22 protein-coding genes are annotated in these 21,707 nt (G+C 70.7%); 5 read left to right on the forward strand and 17 right to left on the reverse strand.

The window, feature by feature from the left end:
* Positions 1 to 134 precede the first annotated feature (134 nt).
* On the reverse strand, positions 135 to 1,058 hold the full coding sequence (locus ACSBPG_RS24960; protein ID WP_435539943.1) for a carbohydrate kinase family protein: 924 nt from the start codon (positions 1,056 to 1,058) through the stop codon (positions 135 to 137).
* 92 nt (positions 1,059 to 1,150) lie between these two features.
* On the opposite strand from ACSBPG_RS24960, the gene ACSBPG_RS24965 reads away from it, so the two are divergent.
* A complete protein-coding gene (locus ACSBPG_RS24965; protein ID WP_435539944.1) occupies positions 1,151 to 2,038 on the forward strand; it encodes an ROK family protein in 888 nt (295 codons plus the stop codon).
* Between the two features lie 67 nt (positions 2,039 to 2,105).
* On the opposite strand, the gene ACSBPG_RS24970 is transcribed toward ACSBPG_RS24965, so the two are convergent.
* Genes ACSBPG_RS24970 through ACSBPG_RS24995 form a run of 6 tightly spaced genes read right to left on the reverse strand, consistent with a single transcriptional unit; the run spans position 2,106 to position 7,839 of the window.
* Positions 2,106 to 2,774 carry an HAD family hydrolase gene (locus ACSBPG_RS24970; RefSeq protein ID WP_435539945.1) on the reverse strand — a complete coding sequence of 223 codons (669 nt, stop codon included), beginning with the start codon at positions 2,772 to 2,774 and terminating at the stop codon, positions 2,106 to 2,108.
* Positions 2,775 to 2,780: 6 nt separating this feature from the next.
* A complete protein-coding gene (locus ACSBPG_RS24975) occupies positions 2,781 to 3,554 on the reverse strand; it encodes an SDR family NAD(P)-dependent oxidoreductase (RefSeq protein ID WP_435539946.1) in 774 nt (257 codons plus the stop codon).
* Between the two features lie 18 nt (positions 3,555 to 3,572).
* A complete protein-coding gene (locus tag ACSBPG_RS24980) occupies positions 3,573 to 4,718 on the reverse strand; it encodes an ABC transporter ATP-binding protein (protein WP_435539947.1) in 1,146 nt (381 codons plus the stop codon).
* Between the two features lie 25 nt (positions 4,719 to 4,743).
* The gene (locus tag ACSBPG_RS24985) at positions 4,744 to 5,562 is read right to left on the reverse strand and encodes a carbohydrate ABC transporter permease (RefSeq protein ID WP_435539948.1); all 819 of its coding nucleotides are present in this window, start codon (positions 5,560 to 5,562) and stop codon (positions 4,744 to 4,746) included.
* A gap of 10 nt (positions 5,563 to 5,572) precedes the next feature.
* Positions 5,573 to 6,496, reverse strand: a complete 924-nt coding sequence (locus ACSBPG_RS24990) for a carbohydrate ABC transporter permease (RefSeq protein WP_435539949.1) — start codon at positions 6,494 to 6,496, stop codon at positions 5,573 to 5,575.
* A gap of 29 nt (positions 6,497 to 6,525) precedes the next feature.
* Positions 6,526 to 7,839 carry an ABC transporter substrate-binding protein gene (locus tag ACSBPG_RS24995; protein WP_435539950.1) on the reverse strand — a complete coding sequence of 438 codons (1,314 nt, stop codon included), beginning with the start codon at positions 7,837 to 7,839 and terminating at the stop codon, positions 6,526 to 6,528.
* Between the two features lie 629 nt (positions 7,840 to 8,468).
* Between ACSBPG_RS24995 and ACSBPG_RS25000 the strand changes: the two genes are divergently transcribed.
* The gene (locus ACSBPG_RS25000; protein ID WP_435539951.1) at positions 8,469 to 8,792 is read left to right on the forward strand and encodes a hypothetical protein; all 324 of its coding nucleotides are present in this window, start codon (positions 8,469 to 8,471) and stop codon (positions 8,790 to 8,792) included.
* A 24-nt stretch (positions 8,793 to 8,816) separates the two neighbouring features.
* Here the strand turns inward: ACSBPG_RS25000 and ACSBPG_RS25005 are convergent, their stop codons facing one another.
* From ACSBPG_RS25005 to ACSBPG_RS25015, 3 genes are all read right to left on the reverse strand, one after another.
* The gene (locus ACSBPG_RS25005) at positions 8,817 to 9,779 is read right to left on the reverse strand and encodes a sugar-binding transcriptional regulator (RefSeq protein WP_435539952.1); all 963 of its coding nucleotides are present in this window, start codon (positions 9,777 to 9,779) and stop codon (positions 8,817 to 8,819) included.
* Positions 9,780 to 9,979: 200 nt separating this feature from the next.
* The gene (locus tag ACSBPG_RS25010) at positions 9,980 to 10,345 is read right to left on the reverse strand and encodes a GcrA family cell cycle regulator (RefSeq protein ID WP_435539953.1); all 366 of its coding nucleotides are present in this window, start codon (positions 10,343 to 10,345) and stop codon (positions 9,980 to 9,982) included.
* Between the two features lie 282 nt (positions 10,346 to 10,627).
* Positions 10,628 to 12,082, reverse strand: coding sequence for an NADP-dependent isocitrate dehydrogenase (locus ACSBPG_RS25015; protein WP_435539954.1), 1,455 nt, complete (start codon positions 12,080 to 12,082; stop codon positions 10,628 to 10,630).
* Between the two features lie 127 nt (positions 12,083 to 12,209).
* Between ACSBPG_RS25015 and ACSBPG_RS25020 the strand changes: the two genes are divergently transcribed.
* Positions 12,210 to 12,986: a M48 family metallopeptidase gene (locus ACSBPG_RS25020; RefSeq protein ID WP_435539955.1), complete on the forward strand. Its 777-nt coding sequence runs from the start codon at positions 12,210 to 12,212 to the stop codon at positions 12,984 to 12,986.
* Positions 12,987 to 13,033: 47 nt separating this feature from the next.
* Here ACSBPG_RS25020 and ACSBPG_RS25025 read toward each other — a convergent pair whose 3' ends face one another.
* Positions 13,034 to 14,404 carry a PQQ-dependent sugar dehydrogenase gene (locus ACSBPG_RS25025; protein WP_435539956.1) on the reverse strand — a complete coding sequence of 457 codons (1,371 nt, stop codon included), beginning with the start codon at positions 14,402 to 14,404 and terminating at the stop codon, positions 13,034 to 13,036.
* Positions 14,401 to 14,829: a DUF2231 domain-containing protein gene (locus ACSBPG_RS25030; RefSeq protein WP_435539957.1), complete on the reverse strand. Its 429-nt coding sequence runs from the start codon at positions 14,827 to 14,829 to the stop codon at positions 14,401 to 14,403. The genes ACSBPG_RS25025 and ACSBPG_RS25030 overlap by 4 nt, the downstream gene beginning before the upstream one ends.
* 317 nt (positions 14,830 to 15,146) lie before the next feature.
* On the opposite strand from ACSBPG_RS25030, the gene uvrB reads away from it, so the two are divergent.
* Positions 15,147 to 17,303, forward strand: coding sequence for an excinuclease ABC subunit UvrB (uvrB, locus tag ACSBPG_RS25035; protein ID WP_435539958.1), 2,157 nt, complete (start codon positions 15,147 to 15,149; stop codon positions 17,301 to 17,303).
* Positions 17,304 to 17,504: 201 nt separating this feature from the next.
* Here uvrB and ACSBPG_RS25040 read toward each other — a convergent pair whose 3' ends face one another.
* From ACSBPG_RS25040 to ACSBPG_RS25055, 4 genes are all read right to left on the reverse strand, one after another.
* Entirely contained in the window at positions 17,505 to 17,693 is a 189-nt protein-coding gene (locus ACSBPG_RS25040) for a hypothetical protein (protein WP_435539959.1), read from the reverse strand.
* Positions 17,694 to 17,766: 73 nt separating this feature from the next.
* Positions 17,767 to 17,973, reverse strand: a complete 207-nt coding sequence (locus ACSBPG_RS25045; RefSeq protein WP_435539960.1) for a type II toxin-antitoxin system VapB family antitoxin — start codon at positions 17,971 to 17,973, stop codon at positions 17,767 to 17,769.
* Positions 17,974 to 18,224: 251 nt separating this feature from the next.
* Positions 18,225 to 19,073, reverse strand: a complete 849-nt coding sequence (gene fghA, locus ACSBPG_RS25050) for an S-formylglutathione hydrolase (RefSeq protein WP_435539961.1) — start codon at positions 19,071 to 19,073, stop codon at positions 18,225 to 18,227.
* Positions 19,074 to 19,088: 15 nt separating this feature from the next.
* Positions 19,089 to 20,204 carry an S-(hydroxymethyl)glutathione dehydrogenase/class III alcohol dehydrogenase gene (locus ACSBPG_RS25055; RefSeq protein ID WP_435540003.1) on the reverse strand — a complete coding sequence of 372 codons (1,116 nt, stop codon included), beginning with the start codon at positions 20,202 to 20,204 and terminating at the stop codon, positions 19,089 to 19,091.
* Positions 20,205 to 20,393: 189 nt separating this feature from the next.
* Here ACSBPG_RS25055 and ACSBPG_RS25060 point away from each other — a divergent pair, with 189 nt between their 5' ends.
* Entirely contained in the window at positions 20,394 to 21,485 is a 1,092-nt protein-coding gene (locus ACSBPG_RS25060) for an alkene reductase (protein ID WP_435539962.1), read from the forward strand.
* A gap of 4 nt (positions 21,486 to 21,489) precedes the next feature.
* Here ACSBPG_RS25060 and ACSBPG_RS25065 read toward each other — a convergent pair whose 3' ends face one another.
* On the reverse strand, positions 21,490 to 21,618 hold the full coding sequence (locus ACSBPG_RS25065; RefSeq protein ID WP_435539963.1) for a hypothetical protein: 129 nt from the start codon (positions 21,616 to 21,618) through the stop codon (positions 21,490 to 21,492).
* Positions 21,619 to 21,707 lie beyond the last annotated feature (89 nt).

The following is a 21,707-nucleotide window of genomic DNA, read 5'->3' on the forward strand; positions in this document are numbered from 1 at the left end:
GGCGGGGGAGGGGGCTCCTTCGCGGCGGTCGCATCAAAGCGGACGACACGGCGTTCATGGCTCATATCGGACGATCGCGACGATATCAGGCAATGCTGAGAATAGGCCGTCCCGAAACAACCGCCCGCCACCCCTCAGCCGACCTCGCTGCGGCGGGGCGGGTCGGCGCCGGGGCGGGCGCAGGTCAGCGCGGCGACGCGGTTGGCCATGCGCAGTGTGTCCGCCAACTCCCCGTCCGCCATGGCGGCCAGGGCGGGGCGAGCCAGGCGGCCACGCTCGTGCAGGCCGGCCAGCAGGCCCGCCATGAAGGCGTCGCCCGCGCCGACCGTGTCGACCACCGTCACCCGCTCGGCGGGCGTGGCGATCCCGCCATGGCGCCGCCAGGCACGGGCACCGTCGGCCCCGCCGGTCACCACGACCAGCTCCGGCCCCAGGGTCAGCCAGCGGGCCGCGACGTCGCCGGCCGGTGTTCCCGGGTGCAGCCAGTCCAGATCGGCCCCGCTCACCTTGACCAGGTCGACCAGCGCGATCAGCCCTTCCAGGCGGCGGATGTAGGCCTCCCGCCCCCCCACCAGCGCTGGACGGACGTTGGGGTCCAGGGAAAGGAAGCGGTGGCCCCGCTCGCGCGCGAGCAGGGCGGCGATGGCGCTGCCGACGGGGTCCACGGCGAGGCTGAAGGAGCCTGCGTGGAGCGCCGCTACGGGACCGAGATCCGCCGGCAGCGCCGAGGCGGTCAGTTGCCGGTCCGCCGCGCCCGCGCCGTAGAAGGCGTAGCGCGGCTCCCCGTCGTCGGGAAGGGTGACGAAGGCCAGCGTCGTCGGGTCCGGCAGGCGGACGACGAAGCGCGTGTCGACGCCGTTGCCGGCCAGGGTGGCGACCAGCCGGTCGCCGAAGAAGTCGGTCGACACGCCGCCGAGGAAGCCGGCCGGCGCCGCCAGGCGGGCCAGGCCGACGGCGACGTTGAAGGGCGAGCCGCCGGGGTGGGGCACGTAGCCGGCGGCGGCGGCGAACCGCGCCGGCAGGAAGTCGATGAGGGCCTCGCCGCACGACAGGATCATGATCGCGGTCTCCGGACGCCGTTCGCGGGTGGACTCTGGCGGATACACCACCGGTTGCCTAAGATCGTGCCGAGCGGACCGGACGAAGCGCGATGCGGATCGGTGTGGACCTCGGCGGAACGAAGATCGAAGCGGTCGCCCTGGACCGGCAGGACCGGGCGCTGCTGCGGCGACGCGTCGCCACGCCGCGCGGCGACTACGCCGCCACCCTCGCCGCCATCGCCGCGCTGGTCGCGGGGATCGAGGCGGAGCTGGGCTGCCGCGGCACCGTCGGCGTCGGGATGCCGGGCTCGATCTCGCCGACCACCGGTCTGGTCAAGGGCTGCAACTCCACCTGGCTGGTCGGCCACCCCATGGTCCGCGACCTCGAATCCTGCCTCGGCCGGCCGGTGCGCTGCGCCAACGACGCCAACTGCCTCGCCCTGTCGGAGGCCGCCGACGGGGCGGCGGCCGGCGCCGCGGTGGTGTTCGCCGCGGTGCTCGGCACCGGCTGCGGCGGCGGCTTCGCCATCGCCGGACGGATGCACGAGGGGCCGAACCGGGCGGCCGGCGAGTGGGGGCACAACGTCCTGCCGTCCGACCGGCCGGAGGGGCGGCGCTGCTTCTGCGGCGGGGTCGACTGCATCGAGACCTATCTCTGCGGCCCCGCCTTCGAGGCGGAGTACGCCGCCGCCGCCGGGCACGGCCTGCCGGCGGCCGCCGTCGCCGCGGCGGCGGCGCGGGGCGACGCCGTGGCCGACGCGGTGCTCTCCCGCTACGAGGAGCGGCTGGCCCGCGCCCTGGCCCAGGTGGTGAACCTCGCCGACCCCGACGTCATCGTCCTGGGCGGCGGCCTGTCCAACATCGACCGCCTGTACCGCACCGTTCCCGACCGCATGGCCCGCTGGGTGTTCGGCGGCGAGTGCCGCACGCCGGTGCGCCCGGCCAAGCACGGCGACGCCAGCGGCGTGCGCGCCGCGGCGCGGCTGTGGTCGGCGTGAGGCGGCAGGCGCGGACGGTGGCGGGATGGTCGCACCGGCCAGCCCTCCCGACCGTCCGCCACCGTTCTCAGACCGCCGTGGCACGGATCGCCTCCTCGACCTCGGCCATGCGGGCGAAGACCCGGTGGGCGCCGGCGTCGCGCAGGCGCTGCCCGTCCTCGACGGCGCAGAGATGGCTGCCGCCGACGAAGCCGAACACCGTCATGCCGGCGGCGCGGCCCGCCCGCACGCCGGCCGGACTGTCCTCGACGACGATGCAGGCGCCGGGCGGCACCGCACCCATGCGCTGCGCCGCCAGCAGGAACAGGTCCGGGGCCGGCTTGCCGCGGGCCACCATGGTGGCGCTGAACAGGTGCGGCTCCAGCCGCTCCAGCAGCCCGGTGACCCGCAGCGCCAGGCGGATGCGCTCGGGCGTGCTGCTGGAGGCGACGCACACCGGACGGTCGAGCCGGCCGAGCAGCCCGGCGACGCCGGGCATCGGCCGCAGCTCGCGCTCGAAGGCGGCGAGGATGGCGCGGCGCAGGTCGTCGACGAAGCCGGACGGCATGGGATGGCCGGTGTCGCCCTCGACCTCACGGACCATGGCGGCGGTGCTGATGCCGAGGAAGCGGCTGCGCACCTCGTCGACGCCGATGGGATAGCCGGCGGCCGTCAGCGCGGTGGCGGTGCAGCGCAGGCTGATCGGCTCGCTGTCGACCAGCACGCCGTCGCAGTCGAAGACGATCAGCCCGGCCATGGCGTCCTACCAGCAGGTGTAGCCGGCGTCGGCCAGCACGATGCTGCCGGTCAGCAGGCTGGCCGCGTCGGAGGCCAGGAACAGCACCGTCGAGGCGATCTCCTCGGGCTGGCCGACCCGGCGCATCGGCGTGTTCTCCAGCCACACCGGGTACATCCGCGGGTCCTCCATGCCGAACCGGGTGAGGCTGGTCTCGATGTAGGTGGGCGCCACCGCGTTCACCCGCACGCCGCGCTCGGCCCATTCGGCCGCCAGCGACCGGGTGAGGTGGTGAACCGCCGCCTTGGAGGCGTTGTAGTAGGCCTGCGGCTGCGGCTTGTTGACGATGAAGCCGGACATGGAGCCGACGTTGACGATGGCGCCGCGGCGGCGCTCCAGCATGGCACGGCCGAACGCCCGGCACGACCAGAACACGCCGTTGAGGTTGACGTCGATGACGTGGCGCCAGTGCTCGTCGGTCACCTCCTCGGCCGGCACGTCGCTGCGGGCGATGCCGGCGTTGCACACCAGGATGTCGACGCCGCCGAAGCGGGCGTTGGTGCGCTCGGCCGCGGCGGTCACCGCGTCCGGGTCGGTGACGTCGAGCACCACCCCCTCGGCCGCGTAGCCCTCGCGGGACAGGGCGGCGCGTCCCGATTCCACCAGCTCCTCGGTGAGGTCGGCGATGATCGGCCGGGCGCCCGCCTCGGCCAGGGCGTGGACGCAGGCGAGGCCGATGTTGCGCCCGCCGCCGGTCACCAGCGCGGTGCGGCCCTTCAGGTCGTACTTCTCGAGATACATGGGAACCTCTCCAGGCGGTCAGTGGGCGACGGTGCGCGGCGAGCGCGTGAGGTCGGCGAGGGGATGGCGCTCGATCCGCTCCAGCGCCAGGCCGTCGCCGCCGAACAGGTGGCACTTGCGGCCGTCGATCCGGACGACGACGTGGTCGTGGACGTGGACCGGCTGGTCACCGGCCACCTGGACCACCATGGTCGTCTCCGGGCCGGCCTGCACGTGCAGGAAGGTCAGGCCGCCGAGGCGTTCGGTCACCAGCACCTTGCCGGCGGCACCCCCCTCGGCCGCGGCGGCGTCGGCCAGGCCGAGATGCTCCGGCCGCACGCCGAGCGTGACCGCGTCGCCCGCCTTGAGCGCGCCGGGGCGCACCGGGACGGCCACCGGCGTGCCGGTCGCCAGGCGCACGGTGACGCTGTCCGCCGCCGTCCCGGCCACCGTGGCCGGCAGCAGGTTCATGGTGGGCGAGCCGATGAAGCCGGCGACGAACAGGTTGCGCGGGTGGTGGTAGAGGTCGAGCGGGCTGCCCACCTGCTCGATCACCCCGCCCTGCAGGACGACGATCTTGTCGGCCATGGTCATCGCCTCGACCTGGTCGTGGGTCACGTAGATCATCGTCGCGTCCAGGCTCTCGTGCAGCTTGGCCAGCTCGATGCGCATCTGCACGCGCAGGGCGGCGTCGAGGTTCGACAGCGGCTCGTCGAACAGGAACACCTTGGGCTGGCGGACGATGGCGCGGCCGATGGCGACGCGCTGGCGCTGGCCGCCCGACAGCTCCTTGGGCTTGCGGTGGAGCAGCGGTTCGAGCTGCAGGATGCCGGCGACGTGGCGGACCTTGCGCTCGCGCTCGGCCCGCGGCACGCCGGCCAGACGCAGGCTGAAGGCCATGTTGTCGGCCACCGTCATGTGGGGATAGAGGGCGTAGCTCTGGAACACCATGGCGAGCCCGCGGTCGGCCGGACCCACCTCGTTGACCCGGGCCCCGTCGATCTCCAGCTCGCCGGCGGTGATGCTCTCCAGGCCGGCGATCATCCGCAGCAGGGTCGACTTCCCACAGCCCGAGGGGCCGACGAACACCACGAACTCGCGGTCGCGGACGTCGAGGCTGACGCCCTTGATGGCCTCGAAGCTGCCATAGTCCTTGCGCACGTCGCGCAGCGTCACGGTCGCCATGGCGCGATCCTCCCTTGATGTCTCGTCATTTCACGGCGCCGAAGGTCAGGCCGCGCACGAGCTGGCGCTGGCTGAACCAGCCCAGCACCAGGATCGGCGCGATGGCCATGGTCGAGGCCGCCGACAGCTTGGCCCAGAACAGCCCCTCCGGGCTGGAGAAGGAGGCGATGAAGGCGGTCAGCGGGGCGGCGCTGGCGGCCGTCAGGTTGAGGCTCCAGAACGCCTCGTTCCAGCACAGGATGAGCAGCAGCAGCGCGGTGGAGGCGATGCCCGGCACCGCCAGCGGCAGCAGCAGGTGGGTCAGCTCCTGCTGCGGCCGCGCCCCGTCCATGCGGCCCGCCTCGAGGATCTCGTGTGGCACCTCCTTGAAGAAGGTGTAGAGCATCCACACCGCGATCGGCAGGTTGATCAGGGTGTAGACGATGACCAGGCCGGTGCGGCTGTCGAGCAGCCCGGTGTCGCGGGCCAGAAGGTAGATGGGCACGAGCACGCCCACCGGCGGCAGCATCTTGGTGGAGAGCATCCACAGCAGGGTCTGCTTGGTCCGCTTGGTGGGGAAGAAGGCCATGGCGTAGGCGGCGGGGACCGCGAGGGCGATGGCGAGCAGCGTGCCGGCGACCGAGACGATGACGCTGTTGCCGGCGAACTTCAGATAGTCGGCGCGCTCCTGCACCTCGGCGTAGTTCTCCAGGGTCGGCTGGAAGAACAGGCTGGGCGGGGTGGCGATGGCGTCGACCTCGGTCTTGAAGCCGGTCAGCAGCATCCAGAAGATCGGGAAGAACATGACCAGCGCCACGGTCCAGCCGGCCACGGTGCAGAGCAGACGGGTTCGTGCGTTCTCCATGTCCGCCTCCTCAGGTGGCCAGATTGCGGGCGATGGCGCGCACCAGGAAGAAGGCGACGACGTTGGCCAGCACGATGGCGATCACGCCGCCGGCCGACGCCCCGCCGACGTCGAACTCCAGGAGTGCGCGCATGTAGATCAGGAAGGCGAGGTTGGTGGTGGCGAGTCCCGGGCCGCCCGACGTCGTCACCAGGATCTCGGCGAAGACGGTCAGGAGGAAGATGGTCTCGATCATCACCACCACGCCGATGGCCCGGCTGAGGTGCGGCAGGATGATGAAGAAGAACATCGACAGCGGACCGGCGCCGTCCATGCGCGCGGCCTCCCGCTGCTCGTGGTCGAGCGACTGGATGGCCGTCAGCAGGATCAGCAGGGCGAAGGGCAGCCACTGCCAGGCGACGATGATGATGACCGCGCTCAGCGGGTATTCGGCGAACCAGTCGACCGGGGTGAGGCCGATCCCGCGCAGGAGCGCGCTGATGACGCCGTTGATCGGGTGCATCATCAGGTTCTTCCAGATCAGCGCGCTGACCGTCGGCATGACGAAGAAGGGGGCGATGACCAGCAGCCGGGCGACGCCGCGGCCGAAGAAGTCCTGGTCGAACAGCACCGCTAGCAGGGTGCCCAGGCCGACGGTGATCGCCAGCACCCAGCCCACCAGGAGCAGCGTGTTGGCGAGCGCCGTCCACAGCGCCGGGTCGGTCAGCAGGAACTCGTAGTTGTCCCAGCCGGCGAAACCGCCGAGCGCCGGGTTCAGCAGGTTGTAGCGGATGAACGAGAAGTACACGGTCATCGCCAGCGGGACGATCATCCACAACAGCAGGAGGACGACCGAGGGGGCGAGGAACGGCAGGGTCTTGAACGGTCGCCGGGCCGGCCGGCCGGCGGATGCGCCGGCGGCCGGGGCGACGTCGAACGTCGCGGACGTGGACATGGTCGGCAGCCTCCATCAGGGGCGCGCGGTCAGCGGTAGCCGGCCTGCCGCATGGTGCGCTCGGTCGTCGACTGGGCGCGCTCCAGGGCTTGGTCGACCGAGGTCTGGCCGGCCAGCGCCGAGGCGACGATCTGCCCGACCTGGGTGCCGATGGCCTGGAACTCCGGGATGGTGGCGTACTGGATGCCGACGTAGGGCTTGGGGTTGCGGGTGGTCTTCACCGGGTCCGCCGACTGGATCGCGTCCAGCACGAAGGCGGCGAAGGGGGCGACCTCCTGGTACTCCTTGCGGGCGTAGGTCGAGGCGCGGGTGCCCGGCGGCGCCGACACCCAGCCCTCCTTCTTGGCGACGAGCTGGACGTAGTCCTGCGACGTGGCCCAGGTGATGAACTGGCGGGCCGCCGCCTCCTTCTGGGAGGACGCCGGGATGGCGAGCGTCCACGACCACAGCCAGGCATTGCCCTTGTTCCAGGTGCCGACCGGGGCCTGGGCGAAGGCGACCTTGTCGGCCACCCGCGACGTCGCCGGGTTGTAGAGCATGCCGGCGGCCACCGTGGCGTCGATCCACATGGCGCACTGGCCGTTGGCGAACAGCGCCAGGTTCTCGTTGAAGCCGTTGCTGGTGGCGCCCGGCGGCCCGTAGGTCTTCAGCAGGTCGAGGTAGGTGCCGACCGCCTGCTTCCACTCCGGCGTGGCGATGGTCGGCTTCCAGTCCATGTCGAACCACTGGCCGCCGTAGGTGTTCACCATGGTGCCGAGCAGCGCCATGTTCTCGCCCCAGCCGGGCTTGCCGCGCAGGCAGATGCCGTAGATCTGGTTGGCCGGGTCGTGCAGCTTCTCCGCGAACTGGGCGATCTGGTCGTAGCTCGGCTGCTTGGGCATGGTGAGCCCGGCCTGCTCGAACAGGTCCTTGCGGTAGAAGGTCATGGAGCTCTCGCCGTAAAAGGGCAGGGCGTAGAGCGTGTCCTGGTAGGAGAGCGCCTCGCGGATCGGCGGCAGCACGTCCTCGACGTCGTAGCCCGCCGGCAGGTCGTTCAGCGGCTTCAGCCAGTTCTGCTTGGCCCAGATCGGCACCTCGTAGGTGCCGATGGTCATCACGTCGAACTGGGCGCCCTTGGTGGCGATGTCGGTCGTCACGCGCTGGCGCAGCACGTTCTCCTCCAGCACCACCCAGTCCAGGTCGATGTCGGGGTGCTGCTCCTCGAAGTGCGAGGACAGGCGTTGCATGACGATCATGTCGCCGTTGTTCACGGTGGCGATGGTGAGGCGCGTTTGCGCCGAGGCCGCGGTCGCCGCGGCGAGCAGGGTTCCGGCGGCGACGCCGGCGAGAAGCGTCCTGGTCACGTCAGTTCCTCCCTTGATGGGCCTCTTGCGGATGAACCGTCTGGGCATTTGCTCACATATCGAGCAAATGATGCGCTATTTTGTTCGTGACGTCAATGGTTCTGGCGACCGCGTTCGCCGGCTGCCCGTCGCCGCGCCCGTCCCCGACGCGTGGCCGCCGTCCGGCTTGCCCGGGGCGCGGTTGCGCCGCTACGCTTTCTGCCGGCGGCCGTGCCGATCCGCTCGCCGGGCCCGCCGGCGCCGGCGTGCGCGCCCCGCCCGCCTGCCGTCGCCACCGGCGGCCGTGGTACGGCACAGCCCGCGCTCAAGACGATCCTGAACACCGTCAAGCGGGGGAAGTCTCTCGGCGAATCGCTCTCGGTCGTGACCGGGTGGAGCGATCCGTTCGCCGATTCCGGACTGCCCATGACCGTGAGCTCCGACGGGGTTGTCGAGTATCTCAGGCAACACAAGGTCAAATTGGCGTATTCGCGCGCCGACCGCGCCAGGGCGAACCTGAAGCCGCAGATGAAGCAGAAGCTGCCGCAGGAAATCCTCTCCAGCGGTCTCGACTGTCTGGGGATTTCGTACCAGGGGGGGAGGCGAAGGGCACGTACGGCGAGAAGGACCTGCTGGAAGCGGCGAAGAAGGTGCAGAAGGAGATCCAGGTCCAGCGGCACGTCTATGTCGACCAGAGCATGGTCTACGAGATGATCGTCGACTACATCAAGAAGCCGGCGGATTTCGGGAAGACATGGGGCGGCCGGGCGGAGACGCTGCTGTCGGCGCTCAACATGGGCGGCCTGCTCGACGCGGGCCTTCCCGGCCTGCCGACGACGGTGTCGGGTGCCATCAACCTCGGCCTCGAGCAGTATGCCGGCGCCAGCGAAGCGGACTACGTGCTCAACCAGCTGATGCGCGACGGCGGCGGCGATCTTCCTCTGGCCCAGAGCGTCGGCCGCGCCCGGAAATAGCGGGCCGGCGGACCCCGCCGCGGTTCACGGCCCGCCCAGGAGGGCGGCGGCCGTGGCCTCGTCGGTGATGAGCCCGTTGACGAGGCGGCCGCGCAACGCGCCCCGCAGCGCCACCAGCTTGCTCTGCCCGGCGCCGCTGGCGATGACCGGCCGCAGGCCCGGGTCGGGCAGGGGGTGACCGGTCAGCCGGGCGTTGGTGCCGCCGTCGAGGACGCGGCCCTCGGCGTCGAAGGCCCAGCCGACGATCTCGCCGACGGCGCCGGCGGCCATCAGCTCCGCCAGTTCGTCGTCGGTGATGAAGCCGTCGGCGTGCAGCGGCATGCCAGGGCCGATGCCGCCGATGCCGACGAACGCCGCCGCCGCCTCGGCGACCAGGGCGCCGAGCTTCGGGAAGGAGCGCTGGGCCTGGAGCATCCGCCGCTCCTCCACGCTGTCGGCCACCACCGGCAGCGGCAGCGGATAGCATTCGGCCCCACAGCGGTCGGCCAGCCGCATCACCACGTCGTAGGGGCTGGCCCGGCCGCCACGGGTCAGGTTGCCGACCAGGGAGACGATGCGGTGCCGCGGGCGATCCAGGGTCGGCACCTGGGTGACCGCGGCCAGCATGGTGCGGCCGGTGCCGAGCGCCAGGGTCACCGGTTCCTTGGGGGAGAGATGGGCCTCGATCTGGGTGGCGGCGGCGATGGCGATCCCGGCGACGCCGTCAGGGGCTTCGGGATCGGTCGGGACGACCTCGCAGTAGCGCAGCCCGTACGTCCCGCTCAGGCGGTCGGCCAGCTCGACGCAGGCGAGGATCGGGTGGTCGATGCGGAACTTGATCAGCCCCTCGGCCTGGGCCAGCGCCACCAGCCGCTGGGCGTTCTGGCGCGACACGTTCAGCGTGGCGGCGATCTCGTCCTGGGTGCGGCGGCGGATGTAGTAGAGCCAGGCGGCCCGCGCCGCCAGATCGAGCCTGCGGTCCCCCGCGTCGGACGGATTCTTGGCCAAGGCCGGCACCACCGCACGTGACGTTGTCCCTGCCCCCTATAGAGCATGGGCCCGCGGCGGTGGGCAAGCCGCGCGGCGGCGGCCGAGGGAAAGCCCCCCGGATCGGGGGGCGAGGCACGCGTCAACAGCTGAACGAAACGAACCATGCCCGGGGCCCGGATGCGCTCTGCCGGCGCAAGCGCCCGCGCCGGCGCTCCGGGTCAGGCGACGCCGACGCTGCGGTCCTCGTCGCGCTTCTTGGTGTTGCTCGGCTGGTAGGCAATGGCCGCGTGCTCCGAGCAATAGGGCAGGCCGGTCACCGCCGTCTTGCCGCAGAAGTGGAAATCCTGGTGCTTGGGATCGCCGACCGGCCACTTGCACATGCGCTCGGTCAGGCTGAGGATCGTCGCACCCCGGGAGGGCTTCTTCTTGATCGGCGACGGCCGCCCCGACAGGCCCAGCCGGTGGGCCTTGCCGATCACGGCGTTGCGGGTGATGTCGCCGAGCAGGTCGGCGATCTCGCTTGCGCTCAAACCCTGCGCCCACAGGTCCCTAAGCTGTTGAACCCGTTCGTCCGTCCAACTCATGCCCTGTCTCCACTGCTCCGGTTCCCCTGACCCGGCTGGCGAATACGCCGTTCGGCGGGCCGCCGTGTTTTCCATAAACCGCAACATTTTGTTGCCAGGCGGGGACGAAACTACCAGATGGACGCCCCTTGCGATAGAGGGAAGCGGCGAACTTTCTGTGCATAAGTCGCTCGGCAAGGGAGGTGCGACCTTTCTGACACCCTTTTTTGCGTGTTCGCAGGGGGCGGGAATCGTCGGGGGCACGACGGGTGTCCCGGGGCCAGCGCGGCGACCGGAAGCGCCTCAGGCGCCGGAGAAGCCGGGCTTCCCGTCGAAGTCGCAGAGGTTCTCGGTCTGGATGAAGTCCACGCCGGCCTGCGCGAAGCGGCCCAGCAGGCCGACGATGTCGCCGTGCGCCAGGGAGCCGGAGCGCGCCAGGAAGCGGCAGCGCCAATGGTCGGTGCACAGCACCGCCGCGTTGGGTTCGGGCCAGACGGACTGGCTGCGGTTGGAGATGCCGGTGAGCCGCAGCGTCGTCCCGCCGAGCGGCTCGACCCGGGCGGCCAGCTCCTCCGGCCGCTCGCCGCTCCAATGGACGAAGACGTCGACCCCGACCAGCGTCTTCGCCGCCGGCCGCCGCGGCGACGGCCGCACCGCGCCGCCGGGGCCGACCCGGCCGCTGGCGTAGCCGACCGTCGGCAGGGTCGTCGGCATCGCGCCCAGCCGCTCGACGACCGCCTCGGCGAAGGCCCGGGTGCCGACGCGGTAGCGGCTGAGGCCGCGGGAGAACAGGTCGGCGGTGTGCACGCCGTCCTCGATGGTCTTGAGCCAGGCGTTGTGGACGAGCGCGGCGGTCTCGCCCTGGCCGACGTGCACCAGCATCATCACCGCCGCCATCAGCAGCCCGGAGGGGTTGGCCACCCCCTGGCCGGCGATCGCCGGAGCGGAGCCGTGCAGCGCCTCGAACAGGGCGCAGCGCTCGCCGACGTTGGCGGAGCCCGCCAGCCCGACCGAGCCGGTGACCTGGGCGGCGATGTCGGAGACGATGTCGCCGTAGAGGTTGAGGGTGACGATGACGTCGAAGCGCTCGGGCTGGTCGGCCAGGCGGGCGGCGCCGACGTCGACGATGAGGTGGTCCGCCCGGACCTCCGGGTACTCCGCCGCGACCTCCTGGAAGATGCGCAGGAACAGGCCGTCCGTCAGCTTCATGATGTTGTCCTTGACGAACGCCGTCACCTTCTGGCGGTGGTTGGTGCGGGCGTACTCGAAGGCGTAGCGGACGATGCGCTCCGATCCCGGACGCGAGATCAGCTTGACCGACTGGATCACGTCGTCGGTCTGCCGGTGCTCGATGCCGGCGTACAGGTCCTCCTCGTTCTCGCGGACGATGACGACGTCCATGCGGGGGTGACGCGTACGCACGTACGGATGGTAGGAGACGCAGGGACGGACGTTGGCGAACAGGCCGAGGCGCGTGCGCGCCACCACGTTGAGGGAGCGTTGCCCGGCGCCGTGCGGCGTGGTGACCGGCCCCTTCAGCAGCACGCCGGTGCGCTGGATCGAGGCCCAGCCCGCCGGCTCCAGGCCGCTGTCGAAGCCGCGGCGGTAGGCGGCCTCGCCGGCGGCGACCTCCTCGACGGCGAGCCGCGCCCCGGCGCGCTCCAGCACCGACAGAACGGCGTCCAGCACCTCCGGCCCGACGCCGTCGCCGGCGGCGACCGTGATGGGGACGGGGGAAACGCGATCGGTCGTGGTCATGGCGGCGGCTCCTGCACGGGACCCGACCCTAGACCCGCCGCTGGCCCGGTTCAATGGAAGGCACCATAATAGGAACCGTCGCGGCGACGAGCCGTTGAGGCGCAGGACGCTCAAGGAGGACAGACCAATGCCGACCGAGGTGAACCGCACGTTGCGTGTCGCGGGTGCGCTGGCCGGCTGCCTGGCGCTGACGGCCTGCGCCGACGGCGCGACCGGCATCGGCGTCAACCTGGTGACCCAGGATCAGCTGGCGGGCGCCGGGCAGGAGGAATGGCAGCGCCTGCGGGCGACCACCCCGGCGTCCGACGACCCGTCCTATCAACGCCGGGCGGAGGCCGTGTCGGGCAGGCTGCTCCAGGCGGCGGGACTCAACCCCGGCGAATGGGAGGTGGCCGTCTTCGACGACGACCAGGCCAACGCCTTCGCCCTGCCGGGACAGAAGATCGGCGTCTACGCGGGCCTGTTCCGCTACGCCCGGACCGACGCCCAGCTCGCCGCCGTCATCGGCCACGAGATCGCCCACAACCTGGAGGCCCACGCCGCCGAGCGGGCGAGCGCGCAGCTCGCCACGGAAACCGGCGTCAGCCTTCTCGGCACGGCGCTGGGCATGGGTGGCGTCGCGGGCGGCCAGCAGCTCGCCGCCATTCTCGGCACCGGGGCGCAGTACGGCCTGATCCTGCCCTATTCCCGCAACCAGGAGCTGGAGGCCGACGCCGTGGGCCTCACCATCATGGCGCGCGCCGGCTACGACCCCCGCGAGGCGCTCACGTTCTGGCGGAACATGCAGCAGGATTCCGGTCCCCGTCCGCCGGTCTTCCTGTCGACCCACCCCGGCCCCGAGGACCGCATCGCCGCCCTGGAGCGCCTGATGCCCCAGGCGCTGGAAGCGTACGGCCGGAACTGAGGCGCGGATGGCGGGACGGCCGCGTCCCGCCCACACCGGCGCCCGCGTCAGTAGGGCGGCGAGCTGGCCGAGCGGTCGTCGTCCTGGGGCTGGGAGCCCGGGTCCGCAGGCGCTTCGGCCGTCGGCGAGCGATCCGAGGGGACGACCCGCCAGACCGTGTTCGAGAGGTCGTCGGCGACGATCAGGGCGCCCTGCGGGTCCACCGTGACGCCGACCGGCCGGCCGTAGGTCTTGCCGTCCTCGCCGAAGAACCCGGTGACGACGTCGACCGGCGGACCGGCGGGGGCGCCGTCACGGAAAGGCACGAAGATCACCTTGTACCCGCTGGGCGCGCTGCGGTTCCAACTGCCGTGTTCCCCGACGAACACGCCGTCGGCGAAGCGGTCGCCCATCGCGGGATTGGAGAAGGCGACGCCGAGCGCGGCGACATGCGATCCCAGGCTGTAATCCGGCCGGATCGCCGCGGCGACCTTCTCCGGATCCTGCGGCCGGACGCGCGGATCGACGTTCTGGCCCCAGTAGCTGTAGGGCCAGCCGTAGAAGCCGCCGTCGCGGACCGACGTGAGATAATCGGGGACGAGGTTCGGGCCAAGCTCGTCGCGCTCGTTCACCACCGCCCACAGGGTGCCCGTTCCCGGCTGGATGGCGAGCGCGGTGGGGTTGCGCAGGCCGGTGGCGTAGGGCCTGTGCGCTCCCGTCTCGGCATCCACCTGCCACACCATCGCGCGGTCGGTCTCGGCGGGCATCCCACGCTCGGTGATGTTGCTGTTGGAGCCGATGCCGACGTAGAGGAAACGCCCGTCCGCGCTGGCGGCCAGCGCCTTCGTCCAGTGATGGTTGATCGCGGACGGCAGCTCGGTGACGGTGACCGGCGGTCCGTCGGCGCGGGTCTGCCCGTCGCGGTAGGAGAAGCGCACCAGGGCGTCCTGGTTCGCGACGTAGAGCTGGCCGTCGACCAGCGCCAGCCCATAGGGTGCGTTCAGATTCTCGGCGAAGACGGTGCGCTCCTCGTAGACGCCATCGCCGTCGCCGTCCCGCAGGAGGGTCAGGCGGTTGCCGCTCTTGACCGAGGTCGTTCCCTTGGCCTTGATGAAGCCGGCGATGATGTCCTTCGGCCGCAACGCCGGCGCCCCGCCGCCCCGTCCCTCGGCGACCAGGATGTCGCCGTTGGGGAGGACGAGGGTCTGACGCGGAATGCCGAGATCGGTGGCGATGGCCGTGACGGTGTAGCCGTCCGGCACGGTCGGCCGCCGGTCGCCCCAAGGGGCGGGGTCGGCGATCTTCATGCTGGGAAGAAGCCCGCGCTGCTGCTCGGGCAGCGTCGGATTGGCGCCATACTCCGGCGCCGCCGGGTCGCCGCCGTCGCAGGCGGCGAGCAGAGCCACCAGCGCGGCGGCCGGCAGGCGGGTGCGGTTCATGTCATCCCTCCCTTGTGGAGGCTGGAGAAGCCGACCCAGGTCGCGAGGATGGCCAGCACGGCGACCACCGCCGACAGGATGAGCCCGTCCGGCATGGTCGCCCAAGCGTCCCGCGCATGGACGAACGCGTTGACGAGGCCGAGCACGAAGGTGACGAGGAGCAGGAGACCGTAGAGGAGCGGCCGGCCCCGGCGCCGGACCGCGCGGACGAGGTCCACGACGGCCCAGAGGAGCGACAACCCGGTGAAGACCATGCCGCCCGTGATCAGCCAGGCGGCGAAGTTGCTCCATTGGATCTCATAGCTGTTGGCATAGGCGACGTCGCTGAGCAGAGCCCCCAGGAACAGCGGAAGGGTGGCGGCGAGCAGCACCGCGTGGACGGGCTGGATCGCCCGTGCCGGTCTGTGGTCGACGGTAGCGGTCACGGCGTTCTCTCCTTGCCCGGCGGGATCATGCCCCGATGCACCGCGCGGGACGCTCCGGCGGCACGGCCAGCCGGGCGGCCGCGCCGAAACACGCATGGGACACGGTGTTCCTATAATGGGGAGAAACGGCCCTGGTTCCGGACGGCGGCCGCGGATTCGCGGCCGGACCGTTCCCCGATGGCGTCGCCGAGGCGAACCCGGTCGCGGAAGACGGATGCCGGCGGGCAAGCCGGCGCTCGACAGGTCGGGGCCGACGGACCATATAATCGGTTCCCGTTCCGTACCGCCTCCCCGTCCCTGCCGGAAGAGCCCCACCCATGGCCCATCCCGTCCTGTCCGCCATCCCGCAGCGTCCGCTGGCCAAGCTCGAGGCGGGGAAGGCGTTCGAGATCGTGTCGGACTTCGCCCCGGCCGGCGACCAGCCCCGCGCCATCGAGGACCTGGTGGAGGGCGTGACCGGCGGCGAGAAGGACCAGGTGCTGCTGGGTGTCACCGGCTCCGGCAAGACCTTCACCATGGCCCACGTCATCCAGCGGGTCCAGAAGCCCACCCTGGTGCTCGCCCCCAACAAGACCCTGGCGGCGCAGCTCTACGGCGAGATGAAGTCGTTCTTCCCCAACAACGCCGTGGAGTACTTCGTCTCCTACTACGACTATTATCAGCCGGAAGCCTACGTCCCGCGCACCGACACCTACATCGAGAAGGAATCGTCGATCAACGAGCAGATCGACCGCATGCGCCACTCGGCGACGCGGGCGCTGCTGGAGCGCGACGACGTGATCATCGTCGCCTCGGTGTCGTGCATCTACGGCATCGGCTCGGTGGAGACCTATTCGGAGATGACGGTCGATCTGCGCAAGGGGCAGGTGATCCGCCAGCCCGACCTGCTGCGGGCGCTGACCGAGCTGCAGTACAAGCGCAACGACGCCGCCTTCGGCCGCGGCATCTTCCGCGTGCGCGGCGACACCATCGAGCTGTTCCCCGCCCACATGGAGGACCGTGCCTGGCGCCTCTCCCTGTTCGGCGACGAGATCGAGGCGATCCACGAGATCGATCCGCTGACCGGCGAGAAGCTGGCCGGGCTGGACGCGGTGCGCGTCTACCCCAACAGCCACTACGTCACGCCCAAGCCGACGCTGAACCAGGCGATCGAGCAGATCAAGCGCGAGCTGAAGGTGCGCCTCGACGAGTTCGCCCGCGAGGGCAAGCTCCTGGAGGCGCAGCGGCTGGAGCAGCGCACCACCTTCGACATCGAGATGATGGCGGCGACCGGCTCGTGCGCCGGCATCGAGAACTACAGCCGCTATCTCACCGGCCGGGCGCCGGGCGAGCCGCCGCCGACCCTGTTCGAGTACCTGCCGCCCGACAGCCTGCTGATCGTCGACGAGAGCCACGTCATGGTGCCGCAGATCGGCGGCATGTACCGCGGCGACTTCATGCGCAAGTCGACCCTTTCGGACTACGGCTTCCGCCTGCCGTCCTGCGCCGACAACCGTCCGCTCAAGTTCGAGGAGTGGGAGGCGATGCGGCCGCAGACCGTGTTCGTCTCCGCCACCCCCGGCAACTGGGAGATGGAGCGCACCGGCGGCGTCTTCGTCGAGCAGGTGGTGCGCCCGACCGGCCTGATCGATCCCGAGGTGATCGTCCGCCCCACCGAGACCCAGGTCGACGACCTGATCGCCGAGTGCAAGGACGTGACCGCCCGCGGCCACCGGGTGCTGGTCACCACCCTGACCAAGAAGATGGCCGAGGCGCTGACGGAGTACATGCACGAGGCGGGCCTGCGCGTGCGCTACATCCACTCCGACGTGGAGACCTTGGAGCGCATCGAGATCATCCGCGACCTGCGGCTCGGCGCCTTCGACGTGCTGATCGGCATCAACCTGCTGCGCGAGGGCCTGGACATCCCGGAATGCGCGCTGGTCGCCATCCTCGACGCCGACAAGGAAGGCTATCTGCGCTCCAAGACGTCGCTGATCCAGACCATCGGCCGCGCCGCCCGCAACGTCGAGGGCCGCGCCATCCTCTACGCCGACACGGTCACGGCGAGCATGCAGTACGCCATCGACGAGACGGCGCGGCGCCGCGAGAAGCAGGAGGCGTACAACGCCGAGCACGGCATCACGCCGGAATCGGTGCGCAAGAAGATCGGCGACATCCTGGAGAGCGTGTTCGAGCGCGGCGACCACGTCACCGTCGACACCGGGGCCGGCAACCTCGTCGGGCACAACCTCAAGACCGTCCTCGCCGACCTGGAGAAGCGCATGCGCACCGCCGCCGCCGACCTGGAGTTCGAGGAGGCGGCGCGGCTGCGCGACGAGATCCGCCGCCTGGAGAACCTCGACCTCGGCATCGAGGGGCAGGGCAGCATCGGCATCTCCACCAACCGGCTGGGGCGCGGCGTGCCCGAGGGAGGGGACAATCCGAAGCGCAAGTCCGGCAAGCCGACCGGGCGGCGGCGCAAGGGGCCGTAGCGGCTGCGGTCGGCTACGGACGCCGCCCCAGCCTCACGGCCGGAAGTCTGAGGCGGCAATGTCCGGCCGCCCGGACGGTGATGGTGCGGTCGGCCTTCTTCCCCATCCACGTTCGGCTCGACAGGAACCCGCTGTGGCGTCTCATCGGCCGATGCCGGTTCGTGGCGCGCCGGGCCGGCCGCGCCGAGGAGCGGATGGCGGTCAAAGCACCCGCAGTCCGAGGTGTTGCCGCATCGGCTCGAAATCGCGGTCGCAATGAAGCAGAGCGTGGCGACCTTCGATACAGAACGTACCGATGATGACGTCGACCGTCTTGCGCACCGTGACGCCCTTGGCATGCAACGCGCGGTAGTTTGCCGCTGCCTTCGCCGCGCTCGACGGCGACAGCATCGCTTCGACCTCGCCGTCTGCTCTGTGTCGCGGCCTCGGAAGAAGTCGATCCATACGGTCGTGTCGACCACGATCACGCGGCATCTCGACGACCGAGCCGGCTCGAATCCAAGTCGCCCTCCCAGTCGACGGTCCCGTAGAGAGCCAGCGTCTGCTCCTCCGCCTTGCTGCGGATCAGGCGACGCAGGGCCTCGTCGACCACCGCCTTCTTGGTCGGCAGCCCCGTCCGCGCCATGGCTTCCGCCATCAGCGCGTCGTCGATATCGATGTTGGTGCGCATGAAGCTCCGGTCCGCCGCCGATGTGTAGATGTCGGTGAAGCGATGCACATTCGGGCGGCGCCCGGCAATCGTCCGCTTCCGGCGGTTTCCCTCGGCGCACGCAGACGACGGGCGGAAAAGTGCCAGGATTCAGGATCGGGGCAACGCAGGTAAGAAGAGGGCGGTACGCTCCGGTACGGAACCGCCCCTTCTCATCTTGCGATCTTCGCGTTCTAAATTACGGTCGTCCCAAACACCGCGGTGCGTGGCGGCTACTCCTTGAGCGCCCCGGCATGATGGCGCAGGTGGTCGTCGATGAAGGTCGCGATGAAGAAGTAGCTGTGGTCGTAGCCCGGTTGCATCCGCAGGGTCAGCGGGTGCCCCGCGGCTTCGGCCGCCTGGCGCAGGGCGTCCGGCTGCAGCTGCACCCCGAGGAACGAATCGCCCTCGCCCTGGTCCACCAGCAGCGGCAGCCGCTCCTTGGCGTCCCGGATCAGCTCGCAGGCGTCCCACTTCGCCCAGGCCGCGCGGTCCGGCCCGAGGTAGCGCCCCAGCGCCTTCTCGCCCCACGGCACCCGGGACGGGTTGACGATCGGCGCGAAGGCCGACACCGACACGTACCGCCCGGGATTGCGCAGCGCACACACCAGCGCGCCGTGCCCGCCCATGGAATGGCCGGCGATGCCCCGCCGGTCGCTCACCGGCAGGGTGCGCTCGACCAGTCCCGGCAGTTCCCGCACGACGTAGTCGTGCATGCGGTAGTGCTTGGCCCACGGCTCCTGGGTGGCGTTCACGTAGAAGCCGGCGCCGTGGCCGAAGTCCCAGGCGCCGTCGGGGTCGCCGGGCACGTCGGGGCCGCGCGGGCTGGTGTCGGGGGCGACGATGGCGATGCCCAGTTCCGACGCCAGCTTCTGGGCGCCGGCCTTCTGCATGAAGTTCTCGTCCGTGCAGGTCAGGCCGGACAGCCAGTAGAGCACCGGCACGGGGCCGGACTCCGCCTGCGGCGGCAGGTAGGCGGCGAACACCATGTCGCAACCCAGCACCGTCGAGCGGTGCCGGATGCGCTTGTGCCAGCCGCCGAAGCTCCTGTTGGCCGCGACGACGCTCGTCTCTCCGGTCAACACTCCCTCCCGGCGTTACTGGTTGTACAGGATGACGGAGCGGATGCTCTTGCCCTCGTGCATCAGGTCGAAGGCCTCGTTGATGCGGTCCAGCCCCATGGTGTGGGTGATGAAGGTGTCGAGCTCGAACTCGCCCTTGAGGTAACGCTCCACGTACTCCGGCAGCTCCGAGCGACCGCGCACGCCGCCGAAGGCGGAGCCGCGCCAGACCCGGCCGGTGACGAGCTGGAAGGGACGGGTGGAGATCTCCTCGCCGGCCCCGGCGACGCCGATGATCACCGATTCGCCCCAGCCCTTGTGGCAGCACTCGAGCGCCGCCCGCATCACCTTGACGTTGCCGATGCACTCGAAGGAATAGTCGACGCCGCCGTCGGTCAGCTCCACCAGCACCTCCTGGATTGGCCGGTCGTAGTCGCGCGGGTCGATGCAGTCGGTGGCGCCCAGCTTGCGGGCGATGTCGAACTTCGCCGGGTTGATGTCGACGCCGATGATGCGCGAGGCCTTCGCCATGACGGCGCCGATGATCGCCGACAGGCCGATGCCGCCCAGGCCGAAGATGGCCACCGTCGAGCCGGGCTCCACCTTGGCCGTGTTCATCACTGCGCCCATGCCGGTGGTGACGCCGCAGCCCAGCAGGCAGACCTTCTCCAGCGGCGCTTCCTTGTTGATCTTCGCCACCGCGATCTCCGGCAGCACGGTGTACTCGGAGAAGGTCGACGTGCCCATGTAGTGGAAGATCGGCTGCCCCTTGGCGGTGAAGCGGGTGGTGCCGTCGGGCATCAGGCCCTTGCCCTGGGTGGCGCGGATCGCCTGGCACAGGTTGGTCTTGCCGGACAGGCAGAACTTACACTTGCCGCACTCCGGCGTGTACAGCGGGATGACGTGGTCGCCGACGGCGACCGAGGTGACGCCGGGCCCCACCTCGACGACGACGCCGGCGCCCTCATGACCGAGGATGCAGGGAAACACGCCTTCCGAATCGGCGCCCGACAGGGTGTAGGCGTCGGTGTGGCAGACGCCGGTCGCCACCAGCTTCACCATCACCTCGCCCTGCTTGGGCGCGGCGACCTCGACCTCCTCGATTTCCAGCGGGCGCTTGGCCTCCCAGGCCACGGCGGCGCGCGACTTCACCATATTCCAACCCTCTCGACGTTCGTCTCGTTGCTGATGGTTCCCACCCCACACGGCGGTGCCGCCGCGCCGTCGTCAAGACGGGCGGTGCGGGGGAGCGTCATGCGCGAATGGTACGGTGGCCGCGGCGAGGACGCACCCTATACTTTGGACCGGTTCAACCCGTGCCCCGAAACAGCAGAGGTCGGAATGGCCGAAGAACGAAGCTTGTTCGACTCCGTGACCGTCGGAAGCATGACGCTGCCGAATCGGATCGTCATGGCCCCGTTGACCCGCAGCCGGGCCAACAATCCGCAGGGCGCACCGACGGCGATGCACGCCGAATACTACGCCCAGCGGGCCAGCGCCGGGCTGATCATTGCCGAGGCGACGCAGATCTCGCCGCAGGGCAAGGGCTATGCCTTCACGCCGGGAATCCACAGCGAGGCCCAGGTGAAGGGCTGGCGGCTCGTCACCGACGCCGTGCACGCCAAGGGCGGGCGGATGGTGCTGCAGCTCTGGCACGTCGGGCGGATCTCCCACCCCTCGCTGCAGCCGGGCGGCGCCCTGCCGGTGGCGCCCTCCGCCGTGAAGCCCAACGTGAAGGCCTTCACCGAGAGCGGGTTCGCCGACATTCCGGCACCGCGCCCGCTGGCGGTCGAGGAGATCCCCGGCATCGTCGAGGACTACCGCACGGCCACCCGCAACGCGCTGGCCGCCGGCTTCGACGGGGTCGAGGTGCACGCCGCCAACGGCTATCTGATCGACCAGTTCCTGCGCGACGGCACCAACACGCGCAGCGACGCCTACGGCGGCAGCGTCGCCAACCGGTCGCGCTTCCTGTTCGAGGTGCTGGACGCGGTGGTGGCCGAGGCCGGGGCCGGCCGCGTCGGCATCCGCCTGTCGCCGCTCAGCCCCAGCAACGACGCCCACGAGAGCGATCCCGTCGGCACCTTCGGCCCGGTGATCGAGCGGCTGAACGGCTACGGCCTCGCCTACCTGCACATGATCGAGGGCGAAACCCGCGCGCCGCATCCCGGTTTCGGCGGCGACCTCGCGACCCTGCGCCGCCTCTACCGCGGCTGCTACATGGCCAACAACAGCTACGACCGGGCGCTCGCCATCCAGGCGGTGGAGAGCGGGCACGCCGACCTCGTCGCCTTCGGCCGGCCGTTCATCGCCAACCCCGACCTGGTCGAGCGGCTGCGCCGCGACGCACCGCTCGCCGAGCCGGACCAGGCCACCTTCTACGGCGGCGGCGCCAAGGGCTACACCGACTACCCCATGCTGGCGGCGGAGTAGGCGGCTACACCGGGTGGCCGGGGTTGGGCGTCTTCTCGTAGCGCTCGCCCTCGGCCGCCTTCTCGTTCTCCTTCTCCGCCTCCCGCTTCGGGAGGTCGTCCTTGCGCTCGTCGTGCTTGGGCTTGTCGGCCATGGCTTCCCCTCCGGTGACGGACCTCATGCCGTCAACCCGCCGACCGGCGAAAAGCTCCCGGCGGACATCCGCCGATCGCCGTCGGCGGG

The organism is Azospirillum sp. ST 5-10 (assembly GCF_051225715.1).
In the GTDB taxonomy this organism is placed as follows: domain Bacteria; phylum Pseudomonadota; class Alphaproteobacteria; order Azospirillales; family Azospirillaceae; genus Azospirillum.